The following is a 16115-nucleotide window of genomic DNA, read 5'->3' on the forward strand; positions in this document are numbered from 1 at the left end:
CACGCGTTGCTGTCCGATAGGCTGTGTAGGCCTCTCGGTGTGTCCGTGTACCCTTCTTGTCATCCTGACCATAGGTATAGGTCGAGGTCCAGGTCCGATAGGCTGTATAGGCCTCCTGATAGTCTTCACTGTAACGGTGCTCGTCATGCACAAGATCACTGCCACCACCGCGGCCAAAGACATAAACATCATCGCCAGCGGAACCATTCAGCGTGTCAGCACCTGCTCCACCGGACAGATAGTCGCTTCCGGTACCACCGTTCAGCGTGTCAGCACCACCCAGACCAAAGAGACGATCACCAAACTCCGTTCCGGTTAGCGTTTCATCCGCAGATGTTCCTTCCTGAAGCAGGCGAATGGGCAGATCGGAACCATCGGAAAGCGCGAAGCTCACCTTCTGTGCATCAGAGCTGAAATAGCCCTCAACCGTAATCCGCCCATCCTGCGGCAGACTCACAACAAGATCATCACCGGAACGGGTAAAGACGGCATCGTTCTCTGCAATACCGGCACCCAGCTCAACCCTGCCAGCCACATCAGTGTTGCGAATCACATCCTGACCATCACCAAGCGCATAGACGTAGGTGTCTGTTCCCGAGCCACCAATCAGCGTGTCATTCCCCGTACCACCGGTCAGACGGTCATCACCCGCCCCGGCATCCAGAGTATCATCACCTGCTCCACCGGACAGCGTATCCGCCTCTGAACCCGTGGTCGCGGTGTCATTCCCTGCACCAAGATCAGCATCAACAGCCGTCTCGCTCCACGTCAGAACATCAGCACCGGCTGTGCCAACAGCACTGACAATGCCACTGACTGTCAGCTCGGAACCATCCTCAAAGCGGAAGGTCTCGATACGGTCTTTCTCCTCCGTCCAGTTCTTCAGACGGATACGATCACTCAGAGCCTCAAAGGCCGCATCTGCATTGGAGGGATCCTTCAGCGCAACAATCAGATCAGTTCCATCCTGACGGATCAACAGATCCGCTACCGTGATACCCGCACCAAAGGCAAGGATGTCATCCCCACCGTCATTGTACACTTCACGGGTTTTTGTCCGGTAGCCTGTATGCTGAACTGTTACCTGAGACGTTCGGATCTCATCCTGACCATTTCTGTAGGTATGCGTCTCTGTCGTGTAATAGGTATAAGCCTCCTGATAATCCTCATTATAACGATGCTGGTCGTGCACAAGGTCACTGCCATCACCGCGGCCAAAGACATAAACATCATCACCGCCGGAACCATTCAGTGTGTCATCGCCTGCTCCACCGGACAGATAGTCGCTTCCGGCATCCCCGCTGAGTGTTTCTGCGGAATCAGATCCGGTTTTGATGGTTGCGATATCCCCAAGAGCAGTTGCAGTGTCTGTGATCTTGTCATCCAGATAGGACAGGAAAACCACTGTCCCGTCATCCAGAGACAAACGCTTGAGATCCCTGCTGCTTTCAACAAACCAGTCGGCAACAGCATAGCTGTGATCTGTTCCGTTCCGGGCAAAGGTGATCACAAGGTCAACGCCAGTCCGCGCAAGGGAAACATCCGACCAGGACAGGCCTGAAGCGAGCTTCAGACTTTCGACCGGAGTATCACCGGAGCTGTCGGTTTCCTTCGAGAAAAGCTTCTCAAGCTGCTGTCCATTGCGAACATGAAAACCATCGGAAAAGGCAATCCATTCAACATCGGATGCCACAGAAGCCGTTCCGTTTTTCGCAGCGTCACCTGTCCGGGTATCGCTCAGACGCAACGTTCCATCAGCATCAAAGGCGGCAGAATAGTCCGAAGATGCGCCGGAGAACTCAACAACGTCAAAGCCCTCTCCGCCAGAGATTTCCGCATTGTTGACATCGCCGATCACAAAGTGATCATTCCCGGCTCCACCAACAGCCTTTTCGACAGAGGCAGCGTCCAGATCAAGAGTGACACCGCGATCACCTTCGACCTCGACAGTATCAATACCCGCACCGCCATCAATCGCAGACTGGGCATCGCTGGCATCAATCACAAGCGTATCGTCACCCTCACCACCGTCAAAGCTGTCAGAGCCAGCACCACCGATCAGGCGATCGTTCCCCGCTTCACCGGAAAGACGGTCATTCCCGCTGCGACCCTCAATCACGTTGGCCTGATCATCCCCTGTCAGGATATCGCCACTGTCAGAACCGCGGAGGTTCTCGATATTGGTCAGAACATCATTGACGGCTTCATCCGTAATCAGGCCAAGCGCCAGGGCATAGGACGGACCTGTCGCACCCACAGTTACCGCAGCACCGTTGGAACCATAGCTGCCGATATTCAGATCGAGGCCTTCCTTCCACTGATAGGAGCGCGCCACATCACCATTGACGAAGAGGGCGACAATCCCGCTCTCCCTGTCATAGGCCACAGCAAAATCCTGTTCTTTCGCATCCGAAATGACATTGGTGTAGCTGGCTTCCAGCGAGCCATCCTGACGATAGAAGCGAATGGCAATCCTTTCATCCTGCAGTTCAACATCCATATAGGCGCCGGACTGCGGACGGATCTCCCCTGTGGAAAGCTCTACGGTCTCGCCCAGCAGCAAGCCCGCCTTCGCAGCATCATTGTCGCCCAGATCAACGGCAAAACCCGCCGTCATCCAGCCTGCGGAAAGCGGCTCGGCAGAGACATAGGCCACAGAAAGGTCACTTCCACTGTGAACCACACGGCCTGTATAATCGGGGTCAGTGTCGGGAACCACATCACCATAACGACGCGCAGCATCATCGTATCCCGTGACAGAAAGGTCAGCATAGCGACGCCCACCACCCCGTTTGAGGCTGACATCCACACCATAGAGCGCATCTTCGTAGGAGGCTGTATCCGTTCCGTCACCACCATCCAGGGTATCCGCCCCCAGATCGCCTTCCAGAACGTTGTCACCGGCATCCCCGGTCAGAGTGTCATCGTGATAGGAGCCCTGCAGGTTTTCAACACCACTGAAGCTGTCGCCCTCGGCATCCCCGCCAGAGGCTGTTCCGGCCCCCAGATCCACAGTCACAGCTTCCGCTGAATTTTCATAGCTCAGAGTGTCCGTGCCTGCGCCGCCGGTAATGGTATCCGCCCCAGAACCGCCCTGCAGGGTGTCATCACCGGACCGGCCGGTGAGGGTGTCATCCCCCGCATCACCAAAGAGATAAGAGCCGGCTTCCCGTGCAGAAAGAGTGTCATCGTGGGCAGAACCGTCAACATGCTCAAAATTGCTGACACTGTCCCCCTGGGCATGACCGCCGGAAACAGACTGGCTTTCCAGATCCACCGTTACAGCAGCATCGGAACCGGCATAGGAGAGGGTGTCATCCCCCGCGCGTCCATCAAGAGAGTCTGCGCCTGCGCCACCTTCCAGGATATTTGCTTCATCATTGCCGCGCAGCGTATCGGCATGTGCAGAACCAACAAGATTTTCAATACTGACCAGACGGTCATACTGGGCGTGGCCACCGGAAACCTGCTTGGCGTAAGTGTCATCACCATCCACAGTTGGCTCAAGATCAACCGTTACCGCCGCATTGGAGCTGGCATAGGATGCCGTATCCGATCCTTCACCGCCATCGATGTAATCAGCGCCTGCACCACCTTCGAGGAGATCATTACCACCGTTTCCAAAGAGTACGTTGTTTTCTGTATCCCCTGTTAGTTCATCCCCTCTAATGGAACCAACAACACCTATAAAGTTTTCAAAGGTATCGCCTTCAGCATCGCCACCAGAAGCTGTTTTCGCTTCAAGATTTACGGACACACTTAGATTTGAGGTTTCATAAGACAGAATATCCCTGCCTTCTCCTCCATCAAGAGAGTCTGCGCCTTCGCCACCTTCCAAGATGTCAAGGCCAGCACCGCCCTGAATAGTGTCATCGCCAGCTCCGCCATAGATGTATACATCTTCTGAGCCTATCTTTGTAAAAGTGTCATCTCCATCATTACCAATAACATTCTCAGCTTCGATCTCATCAAGGCTAATGTTTACAGCTTCAGCAGAAGACACATAAACCCAATCATTCCCTGTGCCAGCATTAACATTGTCAGCTGTTAAAAAATCATCGGCATCAACAAATAATCTATCATCGCCAGCACCAGAATGCAGAGAATCAGATCCAGCACCTCCAATCAGTAAATCATCTCCCGCGCCTGAACGAAGCTTATCATTTCCTTTTTGTCCAGACAGAAAGACTTCCTCATCACTTGAAGAAGAAAAATCATCATTACCATTATTACCAATTGCGGCTTCAATTGACGATTGATCAAGATTAAGCGTTACTCCTCCATCACCAGAAACTTGAGCAATATCAAAGCCTTCTCCGCCATTAATATGAAGGTCTTTATCATCCACAAAAAGAACATCATTACCTTTGCCAGCTCTCAAGCTATCTGCCCCAGCATCACCCGACAACCAATCGTTTCCACTGGATCCTTCTAGTAAGTCATTACCTCCTGCTCCAGCAATGATAACATTTTTTCTTAAACCCGCTTTAATTTGATCATTAAGATCACTACCAATCGCATAACTAACATTTACTTCACTCAAGGTAATATCGGCGGAGTTATCTTTTTTGGACAAGTACCGAGTGGTATTATTTGAACTGTTTAAGAGAAAAGAATTTGTGCCTTCTTCAATTTTAAAACCAACAGAACTCGCTTGAATAGCCAAGTCAGCGACAAGTTGTGAGCTACCATCCTCTTTTGTTAGAGACGTCGTACCTAAAATTTGGTGACTATCAAATTGTGTCGTATTTTTATTAATTGAGAGGTCAATTGATTTAATGCCCCAATCGGCTAAATGTTTTAGTTCACCGTCATTGACCGCCCCATCCTGATTAAGATCTTGCCAAACTTTAAATTGTTTAAAATCAGTATCTTGTGAATCAAAGATACCGTCCTTGTTGCTATCATAAAGGGTTGCAAGAGCTTCTAAATCCGTATCTTTCGTATTATCAATTGTTTGGTTTGCAATAATCAGTTCATCGCCGACAATTTGCCCATCACTGTTTTTATCAATAACAAGAAAACCATCTTCAGAACCAACCCAACTGACGTTCTCTTTATAACCATTGTTATTGGTATCAAAAAATACAGCGGACTCCTCATAATCAACAAGAGCTATACTACCATCGTTATTTAAATCCAGAGCTATCGGCTTAATATTATGAACTCTAAATCCTGAAGCTATGTAAGTATTAAATATATCAACTGTAAAATTATGAACTTTTCTTTTACCATCTACATTATTTATATTTTTAATTTTATGGGTTTTACCGTTTGACAATACAAGGTTATCACCAATTGAAAATTCACCAATAGCTTTATAATCACCATTTTCAGTCAAAAAACGGTGAGCAGGAGTAACCAAAACTCCGTCAACAAATATTACTTCACGCTCTTCATAATCGAATTTTGCTATAACCAAACCAGGTTGAATTTCTCCAAATCCATCAAATGCAGCAACCCAGTCTCCTTTGGATACATCCTTGATTGCTTTTTCAGATCCATCTGCCATGAGAATTGGGGTTTCTGAGGCAAAACACAAACCGCCACCAGCAGCAGCACCACCAGTATCACTGCTACTAGACGGCCCATCATGATCACTTGTTCTTCCGCGAGTTCGTTCACGTGAAGGATGATCACCAGAACCTCCATCTGTTACAGATTTTCCTGGTTCATTTGCTTTTCTATCACGCTCAGCTTGTTCTCTCGCGGCCTTTTGAGCGGCTTTATTATTTACACCAAAAGTTTTTTCAAAAGATGGATGTGCTCCAGAACCACCAGCAGCAACAGATACACCTGCCCCATAATTTGAAGCTGTTCCTGATATACCATGCCTATCTAAATCACTATAATCACGGCTACGGGAGTCGTTTGTAGATGCATTATCCGCTTCATCATCAGAAGAACCAAAAATACTTCCTAAAAAGTCGACAAGGCTAAATTCAACACCAGGAACTTTTCCTGTTACATCACCATCAACACTAAAATTAGCGCCATCTACGCTCTCTGCTGATATTTCTGCTTCCAAAGAGGCCTTGTCATAAGAAACGCCAATTTTTCCATAGCCTTTAACATCTGTAACTTCAGTATCCAAATCATCAAAATCAGCTTTTGCACTATATTCGGCGCCCAATTCTGCTTCAACAATTCCGTTCGATACCCTACCTAAACCTTTTGGGCTGAATGATAGAGAGTAATCATCAAAATCTACTTCGATTGTTCCAGAAGTTTGAATACTTGCGCCAACTACTCGCCCCTTAACTTTCCCATCAAGGCTAACACCAAGACCAACCTCTAAGCTTCCTACATTCTCCTCCGGATCATAGCTTGGATCAATGGTTCCACTTAATGTTTTATCTCTGCGACGATCATTTCTATTACTCATTTTTTAATTCCTTAAATAAATTTCTATTTAGAATATAGATTTTTAGCAATTTTCAAATCCAAGTTATTACTAAGTGGTAAGAAAAAATGCTTTTTTTCATACTCATCGAATGAGAGATTTAAATCAGGAAAGAAAATTCTTGTTATAATATATTCAATAAATTCATCTTCACTTAAAAAATCATTCTTAAGTTTAAAGGATGACATCAAAGTTACTGATAGTGATATATTTTGGTTATTAATAAAAAGTGGAAGGTATATTTCATATGAGGAGTTTTTTGCTTCATTTTTCAAATAAGCAAAATATTTCTTATCGTCTTTAAAATAGGGTTTAAATAATTCATCCCCATAAATTAAAGCTGCTCTAAAAGCATTTTCCCTTACAATTACACTGCAATTTATATCTTTTTTCCCAAAAGATAGATCCAAATTTAATTCTTTCGCTAAAAGCGAAGCTTTTTCCTTAGCTACTTGCGTATATTTTTCTCCAAAATCGAAAAAGCATTTTACTTTTTCGTCTTGTTTCCATGGCTTAAAATTTCCTCTACCATCAAACATAGCATTTAATCTTTGCTCAAATAATTCAGAAGAATAAGCTGTATTATTATTGAATAAAACAATAAAAAACATCAAAAACATATAAATTTTACTCATTAAACAAACTCCAAGTTAAAATCTGCTCTCATGAAAAGAAAACATAATTAAAGAATAAAACCACAGCTTTGAATCGCTCGCAATACGATAATAAGTCTTTTTGAATATTTTCTGGCGAGGACTGCCGTACCAGCGGTGGCGGAGGAGGGCGGCGCAGGGGCCTTCGGCGCGGTTTACAAGGCTTCCGAAGCCTTCAACCCGGTCAAATGAAGAATCCTTCATTACTTTGTTGAAGTCCTGCACCTCAAGAATAACCTCCCCGTTTTTCTTGAGAAGACTGTTCATTTTTTTCACAACAGCCTGCTGCTCCTCTTCTGAAAGCCACCAGGTGAGGGCGTCTTCAATGCAGAGAACAGCATCATAGAGCTCCAGAGCCTCCGTGTCCGCATCCTCAAGGAACTTCCCGTGATGGAAGGTCACAGACTGCTCAAAGTCCCGGTTGAACTGGCGCGCCAGTTCAATGGCCTGTGCGTTGGAATCAAAGCCTGTGACCTCGTATCCCAACTGGGCCAGTGCAACCGCGCAAAGTCCGACACCACAGCCCAGCTGCAGGATCTTTCCACCGTCCGGAAGCTTTTTGCGCAGGGAAACACCAACAGTATCACGCAAGTAATCAACAGCATTGACCGGCTCTTCAAAGAAGAACATGTCCGGATGATCATACCAGTGCTCCAGCGGCAGGTCCTCATAGGCCGTGACATTTTCCAGAGCTTCTTCCGGTAATCCTGCAAAAAAAGGCTGTTTTTCCGTCGCCTGAGACATTTCTATCCCTTCTGATCCTGTAACCAGAACATAACCGATGGTTGTTCTTCTGATCGCGTTATATACTTTCTGACGGCAAGGGTTTCCTTGCGCAGGAAAGCTGTTTTGGCTGAACCGGTCTGCAGAGGTTCTCCCCGATCGCCGGACAGGGGCATCAGGATCCGGTCCATGCGGGTCAAACCACAGCTCATACCCGCCTGGGTCATGAAGTACATGTTGATCATGTTGTCAGAGGCAATCCAGGGCAGCTGATGAAGATCCACTCTGGCCCGGGAGAAGCCAAAGGGCCGACAGCCCTGCATCAGCTCAGGGAGCAGGGCCATCACACGCTCTGTCCGCGCACTCCTGATTTTGTTTCCCTCTTCATCCGGCCCCTTGCACTCCAGATGATGGGCAAAGACCTCCTCATCCGTTTCCTGCAGCAACCGTCTCAGATAACCGGTGCTTTCCTCCGTCCCGTCCCAGAGGATCAGGCTCTTGCGCCTGCGGGACTGGAGCATCGGCTGATTGTCTTCCCCATAGGTAAAGCGAAGCTGGGCCCGGCCTTGTCGGACCGGTGGCTTTGCCTCTTTGTCTGTGCTCGGAGCCAGGGCCGGCCTTTGTTCTGCCAGCGGCTTGCGGATCATGCAGATTGGCTGGAAATAGCGGCTCTGTTCCTTGCTGAGCCACTCGTAATCCTCAAGACCGAGCCGTGCGAGCATGGCCTCCAGCTCCTTGTGGGTGAGGGCACGATTGACCAGTTCTATGGTCTTCAGCTCATCATTCGCTGTGATGGTGTGGTGCAACCATCTGTGAACCCGCTCTTTCTCACCCTTTTCATTCCGGCTCCACTGGCGCCAGGAAAAACAGATCCGGCTGTCGCCATTCCCTTCGTTCTCCATCTGGTTGCCATAGTGGGAAAGGCCATAGTGATGATTGTCAGGCTCTTCTCTCATCAGTCTTTCAAAATCATGCAGACTGAGCATCAGGAGGCCACCGGGCTTGAGGAACCCAAGCATTTTCTCCAACGCGGCAAACTGGTCTTCCTCTGTCAGGAAATGCGCCAGAAAGGAACCGACAGCCACAATGGCATCATAGCTCTGCTCCGGCTCCAGTTTCAGCAGGTCTCCTTCAATAAAGTTTGCCTCCAGCTCTCTTTCCTTCAGGAACCGGCGCGCCAGATCCAGTGATTTGGGGCTGATATCCAGACCCGTTACATCAAATCCGCACTCGGCAAGACCCGCCAGGTAAATACCGACACCACAGCCCAGTTCCAGTACGGAACCACCGGGAAGGAAATAGCCCAGATAACGCCCGAAACCGTCACGTGCCTCGCTGACAGCACTCTCGGCACTGTAATAGAAGTTGGCAGTGTAGCTCTCGGCCCAGTCGTCGTAGATTGAATCAAAGGCGCCCGGATCACGGTTTGACTCATTGAAGGTTTTCATGAGGCACTCCTTCTGATCCAGAACCTGGTCTGCGGGATTTCCTCCCGCTCCATCAGGAACTTCTGAATGCTCAGCGTTTCGCGTTTTTGCAGTTCCAGCGCAAACTTTTCATCTTCGGGATCACTTGGCGGCGGCACGACAAGCGGCATCAGAATACGATCCAGCACATTCAGTTCAAGCGACAGGGCCGCCTGGGTCATGAAGTACATGTTGATCATGTTGTCCGGAGCCGTCCAGGACAGCCCCTTGTGATCCAGAACGGAGCTCGAGAAACCAAAGGGGCGATGCCTGCTTTGCAGGATCGGCAGCAAATCCCTGACTCTTCTGTCACTCTCTTCCCGAAGAACGCGCCTTTGATCCTGCTCTTCTTCCCTCAGAAGATGATGGGCAAAAACCTGATCGTCGGTTTCTGTCAGAAGCCTTTCCAGATAATCTGTGCTTTCCTTCGAACCATCCCAGAAAACCAGACTTTTCCTGCGCGAAGGTACTTGCCGCTCAAGCAACTGCTTTCTTTTCCCACCTGGCCTTTCTCCTGCTGCAGCGTTTTTTCCTGCAAAGGGCTTGCGGATCAGGCAGAGCGGCTGGTGATAGCCGCTGTCTTCAGGCCAGAGCCAGTCAAAGCCCTGAACACCAAAATCCCGGAGAATTTCCTCCAGTTCCCTGTGTGTCAGTGCCCTGTTCTGCATCGAGATCCTTTTGGTCTCCCCACTTTCCGGCTGTAATTCGAAAAACCGCGTGTGAACCGGGTTGCGCAGACCTGACACTGGATCCTGTGTCCAGCAACGGCGGGACAGACAGGTTCTCCTGTTTCCATTCCCAGCCGATCCCAACTGATGCGAACTGTAGAGGAAATCATCAGGCTCTTCAGCCATCATGGCCTCAAAGTCATAAAGACTGATCAGCAGCAATCCTCCCTCGGAAGTCAGATCCAGGAGTTTCCCGACCGCTTCTTTTTGCTGGCCTTCCTCAAGAAAGTGCGCAAGGAGCGAACCCACTGCGATCACGGCATCATATTGACCATCATACTGATCCTGAAGGAGATCAAATCTGAACAGATCGGAACGAATATCCCAACCTTTCAGGAGGTCAGCTGCAACCGACAGTGACTTTTCACTCAGGTCAGCGCCTGATGTTGCGTACCCCAGATCAGCAAAGGCCTTCAGGTAAGCGCCTGTTCCGCATCCCACCTCCAGCAGTTTTCCCCCGGGCTGATAGGATTTTACAACTTTGCCAAAGCTGTTGCGTGCTTCCTCAACCGCATCTTCAGGGCGATCATAGAAGAAGTGCATGTAATCTTCAGCCCAACGGTTATAAACATCTTCAAACGACATTGCGCTGTGTCCCGAATACCTTGTCCCACAAACGGAAGTAGCCGTCAAAATTGACGGACATATCCTTGTGATGCTCGATGTGATATTTGCCCATGGCCAATCCCGGAATGTTGATCCGCGGATTGTGATCTGTCAGTCCCTCAGAAAGAACGTTGTCGATATAGAACAGAACAGCCAACGGCCAGGTAGCGGGCCACAGTAAAACCAGACCGGCCATAGGCAGAACCTCTGTCACCCATACATCCAGAGTTGAACGCCAGTCGTTATACCAGCCAACCAGATTAAGAAGGGAAAACTCGTATTCTCCCTTGTAGGGGACAGAGTGATGCGCTTCGTGCAGATACCAGAGCGGCTTCCAGCAATGGGCAATTCTGTGCGTCCAGTAAGTCACAAAGGTAAAGACCAGAAAAGCACCGGCCAGTTCCAGCAGATAAATCAGAAAACTCAAACTGTTGTCGAAGGGAATCAGGCTCAGAAGATGATCCATCACATCAACTCTCCCCCCAGGGTGACCAGGGATCATTGAAGACCACCTCACCGGACGACTTTCGTCTCATGATATTTTCAACAGAGAGATCAAGCGCATAATAATGATGGCGGGCCGCTTTCCCCAGCTTTCCTGCTGCCAGAGTCAATGCCTCCGGGCTGTTCTGTCCGAAGCAGGGTCGACCATCTGCAATGGCATAGGCAAGGGAAGCCGCATGATAAACGGTATCCCAGAACTCTGTATCCTCGACAGAAACCGGTTCAAGTTTCTCAACAATTGAAACAGAGAAACCACCTTTTGTTTCATGAGCCAGAAATTCCGGAAAATGTGGAGAGACCTCTCTTTGGCACAGCGCTACAAAGTCAGAAAAAGGCTTCTCGTTCTGCGCCAGCCTGACAACGAAATCGTACCCGGAATGCGCCATGGCAACCGCATCATCACCCTGACCTGCACTGTAAAATCCACAACCGGACAGATTATCCAAAGCATGTTTGAACCATTTTTGTTCAAACAGTTCCAAAGGCGCTTTTTGACTTTCCCTGTTTCGGGAAGGAGAGTGACTTTCTGTTTGAACAGTTCTTCTCTTTTCAAAAAATTCCCGGGGGAACTCGCCCTCAATCAAATTCAGGCAAAGTTGCCTTGCCGCTTCCTTATCCATTGGCCTGTTCTTCCTTTATTCCCTGACCAATCAGAGAAGAAGAGACGGAAGCTTCCGGTTTTTCCAGAAGCTCCCTGTGTCGAACGGAACGAAGGGTGATACATTCGGCGCAGCGACCACATTTGACTTCATGGCCATCAGGAGAAAGGAGCGGATCCCTGCAACTGGATGTCAAACAAAACAGCTCATAAGGCATGTAATCAGCCTCTTCCTGTTTTGATGGAGGCTCCGGCCAGAGAAAACAGTAAGGTACATCTTCACTGCGCCAGATGTTTTTCAGCAGTCCTACATTCATCATGCGCAAAAAAGAGTAGATTTCACTGCCGGGATTCCAGTCCCGGTCTTCGTCACTATTCATACTGAAAAGAATTCTGTCCCGAACAGTGAAACCAAATGACTTCGCAACCTGGGCTGCAAAAAACATGGTTGTTGTCGTATCCCGTGCAAAAGCCGAAAAATCAGACAGATCCACCAAACTCTCCGAAAAATGAAAATCCCTGTAATATTCCTGGATAAAGGGTTTCATTTTTTCGATCGCAATGGCTTCGCTTTCACAAGTCATGCTGGATCTGTCACCACGATCATGTCTGGCAACACGGTGCATATGGTGAGCATAAACCTCATCATCTGTTTCATTGAGCAACCGAACGACACCATAGGTGCTGTCCAGTCCTCCGCTCCACATCACCAAGGTCTTTCGTTTTTTACTTTGGTCAATAACCAGTTCACCCACGGAAAATAACCCCTGTTTTCAAATCTTATCTTTCTTTCAGCGCTTCATCCTGATAGCGCAGCAACGGAGCCAGGAAAAATTCGATCAGTCTTCTTTTTCCTGTTTTGACTTCAAGCGTCACAGACATGCCCGGTGTCAATTTGACCCAGCGGTTATCAACAAGAATCTGATCACTGTTCATACTGGCCTTGACCTGATAGACGCGCCCGAGGTTTTCATCTTCGATGGCATCGGCGGAAATGCTTTCAACTTCCCCTTCAATCATGCCGTACTTTGTGTAGGGAAAGCTCTCCACCTTGATCTCGGCACGCTGGCCTTTCTCAACAAAGCCCACGTCCTTGTTTTCAACCATTGCATCAATCTGCAAGGGAACATTTTCCGGTACGATCGTCATAATGGCCTGCGCCGGCTGAACAACACCCCCAACAGTATGAACCTGAAGCTGCTGAACAATGCCATCAACCGGAGCACGCAGGTTCCTCAGTCTGTTGCGCTCCGAAGCCTTGCGGAGCTCCTGCAGCAATGCAGCCTCTTGCTGAAGGGATTCAGCCAGCAGGGTTTGCTGTTCCACAAAGAAGGAAGCCTCACTCTCTATCAGCTGTTCCTGAAGGCTTGAAATCTGGGCCAGAACCTCTTTTTTCCTCTGTCTCTCAATGGAAAGATCACCCTTGTTTTCAACAAGCTGCTGTTTCAGTTCCAGATAGGCTGTTCTGCTCACAGCCTTTGTTTTCAGAAGCTTCTCCCTTGCTTCAACCCTTTCGGAAAGCAGGGGAATAATCTCCTCATATTTTCGAATGTCAGCATCGATCATCCCGGCTGCTGCTTTTCTCTGGGCAATTTGACTTCGCAGCGAAGCCTTCTGTGCCTTGAACTCTCCGAGGGTTTGCAAAAGGAGGGTTTTTTTAACGAGAAAGAGGTCTTCTGAAATTCCGTCCGGCACTTCAAAGGACAGTGTTCCATCCAGGGGTACAGCCGTCAGGTCTTCTGCTAGTTCCAAAAGGGCTTTCAAGCGGCTGATCTCAAGCTGAACAGCAAGCAGATCCTGTTGAAGCCTCTCTTCGTTTGCATCACTTTCCGTGGGGTCGAGTTCGATCAGAAGATCTCCTTTGGAAACCTTCTGGCCATCCCTCACGTGTATGGCTCTTACAGAACCAATCTCGAGAGGCTGGATGGTCTTCACCTGACCACCCGGAACAATTTTTCCATTGGCAACAGCTTCCGTATCAATCCAGCCGAAATAGCTCCACAACAGGGCTGTCGTAAAAAGCAGAACAATAAACCAGGTCATGGCACGCCCGACAGGAGAAGCCGGTGTTTCAAGCACTTCCACAGCTGCCGGCAGAAACTCGAGCTCATCACCCGTTCTGCTTATTTTCTCGCGTTTTTTGTCTTCCTGGCGGGAAGCACGCCAAACCTGGACTGTATTGATGAGGAAATCCTTCATCTATCTTTCCCCCACCTGGTGACAATGCAAATCGTAATATCGTCCCTGCAGGTTCAGAAGTTCCGCATGAGTGCCTTCCTCGATAATCTGCCCCGCATCAAGAACAACAATCCTGTCAGCCTGACGGACAGTAGACAGTCTGTGCGCGACAACAAGAACGGTTCGCCCCTTGCAAATATCTTTCATATTGTCCTGGATAATCCGCTCTGATTCATAATCCAGGGCAGAGGTTGCCTCATCAAAGATCAGGATGGAGGGATCACTGACAAGGGCCCGTGCAATTGCAATACGCTGGCGCTGACCTCCGGACAGACCGCCGCCTCTTTCTTCCAGAACCGTTTCGTAACCATGTGGCAGTTCGGTAATAAAGTCATGCGCACCGGCAAGCTTTGCAGCTTCCATAACCTTTTCCATCGGAAGGGAAGGGTCGGAAAGGGCAATATTGTCCCGGATTGAGCGGTTGAACAGGACATTTTCCTGCAAGACAACGCCGATCTGTCGTCTCAGCCAGGCCGGGTCCATCAGGGCAATGTCTGTTCCGTCAACCAGAACACGGCCCTTTTCAGGAACATAGAGCCGTTGAACAAGCTTTGTGATTGTCGACTTTCCGGAGCCGGAACGACCAACAAACCCGATAATCTGCCCCGGCTTGATCTCGACAGACACATCTTTGAGAACAACCGGACCATCAGCCTTGTAACGGAAATTTACACCTTCCAGTAAAATCCCGCCCTGGACAGGTGGCAAGGCAACCTTGTGATTTTTCCGATCCTGTTCACCCGGAGTGTTCAGGACATCCCCCAGTCGCTCCAGTGAAATCCTGAACTGCTGGAAATCCTGCCACAGCTGTGCAAGCCTTAAAATGGGCTGGTTGACCTGTCCGGAGAGCATGTTGAAGGCAACCAGCTGCCCCACAGACAGCTCCCCTTCAATGACGAGCTTTGCCCCGAACCAGAGCAGCAATGCCATCAGGATCTTGTTGATCAGCTGAACACCCTGACCTCCAAGGGTTCCCAGCACTGTCCCCCTGAAGGAAGCCTTCACATAACCGGCCAGCTGTTCTTCCCACTGCTGACGCATTTGCGGCTCAACAGCCATGGCCTTGAGGGTTTCGATCCCCGAAACGGACTCAACCAGAAAGGACTGGTTCTGAGCGCCTCTTTGAAACTTTTCTTCCGTTCTGCGGCGCAGTTCCGGTGTGATAGCGATCGACAGAATGACGTAAAAGGGAATGGATCCCAGAACAATAAAGGTGAGCAGGGGGCTGAAATAGAACATCACAGCAAAGAAAACGACTGTGAAAACAAGATCCAGAACCACAGTCAGGGCATTGCCTGTCAAAAAGGACCGGATGGACTCAAGTTCCCTGACACGTGCAACAATCTGACCCACAGCCCGGCTGCCAAAATAGGCAATCGGCAGGTTCAGCAAATGCCTGAACAGACGGGCGCCCAGTTCAACATCAACACGACTGGCCGTGTGGGAGAAGATATAGGTTCTCAAGGTTCCCAGCACGATTTCAAAAAGAGTGATCGCGACCAGACCAACCACAAGAACATCAAGAGTTGTCAAACCGCGGTGAACCAGCACCTTGTCAATAACAACCTGGAAGAAGAGGGGGGTGACCAGTGCAAAAAGCTGCAGGAAGAAGGAGGCCAGCAGAACGTCACCAAAGAGCTTTCTGTACTTTACGATAACCGGAATAAACCAGGTGATATCAAACTTGCGTTCTTCCCCCGCAAGAACCGATCGCTTGGTCAGATAGACAATATCACCGGCCCATTCAGACCAGAGCTGTTCAACAGTCAGGGTTTGCGGAGGATGCCCGGGACGCTGTATCAGAACATCCTGTCCCTGGACCCGGGCAAGAATGAAAAACTCGCCGTTTCTGCCACGCGCAATAGCGGGCAGGGCAGCACGATCCAGACGTTTTGGCTTAACAACAGAAGACCGCGCCTTCAGGTCAAGTGATTTTGCCGCCCGAAGGATTGTTAAACTATCAAAAGCTGTTCCTGCAGGGGCAAATTCATTACGGATGGCGTCAGGGTCAACAGGAACCTTCAGAAAATGCAACAGCATGCAAAAGGATAGCAATCCGCTGTCTATTGAGGGACTTTGTTCTTTTTGACCAGAAGGAGTATCAACCTCGGCAGAATTAACAGATTGAACAGACATAATAAGTTAGCACACAGGTTGATCGCAAAAACGTGAAGTGAAAAATCAACCTATAGGAAA

Annotated in this window: 11 protein-coding genes and 1 pseudogene; all 12 read right to left on the reverse strand. The window is 49.1% G+C overall.

The genetic code is table 11. From position 1 onward, the window contains the following. On the reverse strand, positions 1-3757 hold a 3757-nt coding region (locus AAAH10_RS13160; protein WP_343564309.1), incomplete at its 3' end, for a calcium-binding protein. Positions 3758-3793: 36 nt separating this feature from the next. Next, positions 3794-5512 (reverse strand): annotated as a pseudogene (locus AAAH10_RS16550) (SPM autocatalytic domain-containing protein); the annotation flags it as partial. Beyond that, positions 5413-5652 (reverse strand): hypothetical protein, encoded by a 240-nt coding sequence (locus tag AAAH10_RS13165; RefSeq protein WP_343564311.1) that lies wholly within the window; start codon positions 5650-5652, stop codon positions 5413-5415. The pseudogene AAAH10_RS16550 and the gene AAAH10_RS13165, both read right to left, overlap by 100 nt. Positions 5653-6408: 756 nt before the next feature. Next, entirely contained in the window at positions 6409-7038 is a 630-nt protein-coding gene (locus tag AAAH10_RS13170; RefSeq protein ID WP_343564312.1) for a hypothetical protein, read from the reverse strand. A gap of 15 nt (positions 7039-7053) precedes the next feature. Next, positions 7054-7800: a class I SAM-dependent methyltransferase gene (locus AAAH10_RS13175; protein WP_343564313.1), complete on the reverse strand. Its 747-nt coding sequence runs from the start codon at positions 7798-7800 to the stop codon at positions 7054-7056. Positions 7801-7802: 2 nt separating this feature from the next. Next, on the reverse strand, positions 7803-9227 hold the full coding sequence (locus tag AAAH10_RS13180) for a class I SAM-dependent methyltransferase (RefSeq protein WP_343564314.1): 1425 nt from the start codon (positions 9225-9227) through the stop codon (positions 7803-7805). Next, entirely contained in the window at positions 9224-10558 is a 1335-nt protein-coding gene (locus AAAH10_RS13185; protein ID WP_343564315.1) for a class I SAM-dependent DNA methyltransferase, read from the reverse strand. The genes AAAH10_RS13180 and AAAH10_RS13185 overlap by 4 nt, the downstream gene beginning before the upstream one ends. After that, positions 10548-11045 (reverse strand): sterol desaturase family protein, encoded by a 498-nt coding sequence (locus AAAH10_RS13190; protein ID WP_343564317.1) that lies wholly within the window; start codon positions 11043-11045, stop codon positions 10548-10550. The genes AAAH10_RS13185 and AAAH10_RS13190 overlap by 11 nt, the downstream gene beginning before the upstream one ends. 4 nt (positions 11046-11049) lie before the next feature. Beyond that, positions 11050-11529, reverse strand: a complete 480-nt coding sequence (locus tag AAAH10_RS13195; protein ID WP_343564319.1) for a hypothetical protein — start codon at positions 11527-11529, stop codon at positions 11050-11052. 166 nt (positions 11530-11695) lie between these two features. Then, positions 11696-12436: a hypothetical protein gene (locus AAAH10_RS13200; RefSeq protein WP_343564321.1), complete on the reverse strand. Its 741-nt coding sequence runs from the start codon at positions 12434-12436 to the stop codon at positions 11696-11698. A 25-nt stretch (positions 12437-12461) separates the two neighbouring features. After that, entirely contained in the window at positions 12462-13880 is a 1419-nt protein-coding gene (locus AAAH10_RS13205; protein WP_343564322.1) for an HlyD family type I secretion periplasmic adaptor subunit, read from the reverse strand. Next, positions 13881-16055: a type I secretion system permease/ATPase gene (locus tag AAAH10_RS13210; protein WP_343564323.1), complete on the reverse strand. Its 2175-nt coding sequence runs from the start codon at positions 16053-16055 to the stop codon at positions 13881-13883. Between the last annotated feature and the right edge of the window lie 60 nt (positions 16056-16115).

Source organism: Carbonatibacter coralli (assembly GCF_039592655.1).
Classification (GTDB): Bacteria; Pseudomonadota; Alphaproteobacteria; order Kiloniellales; family Kiloniellaceae; genus Carbonatibacter; species Carbonatibacter coralli.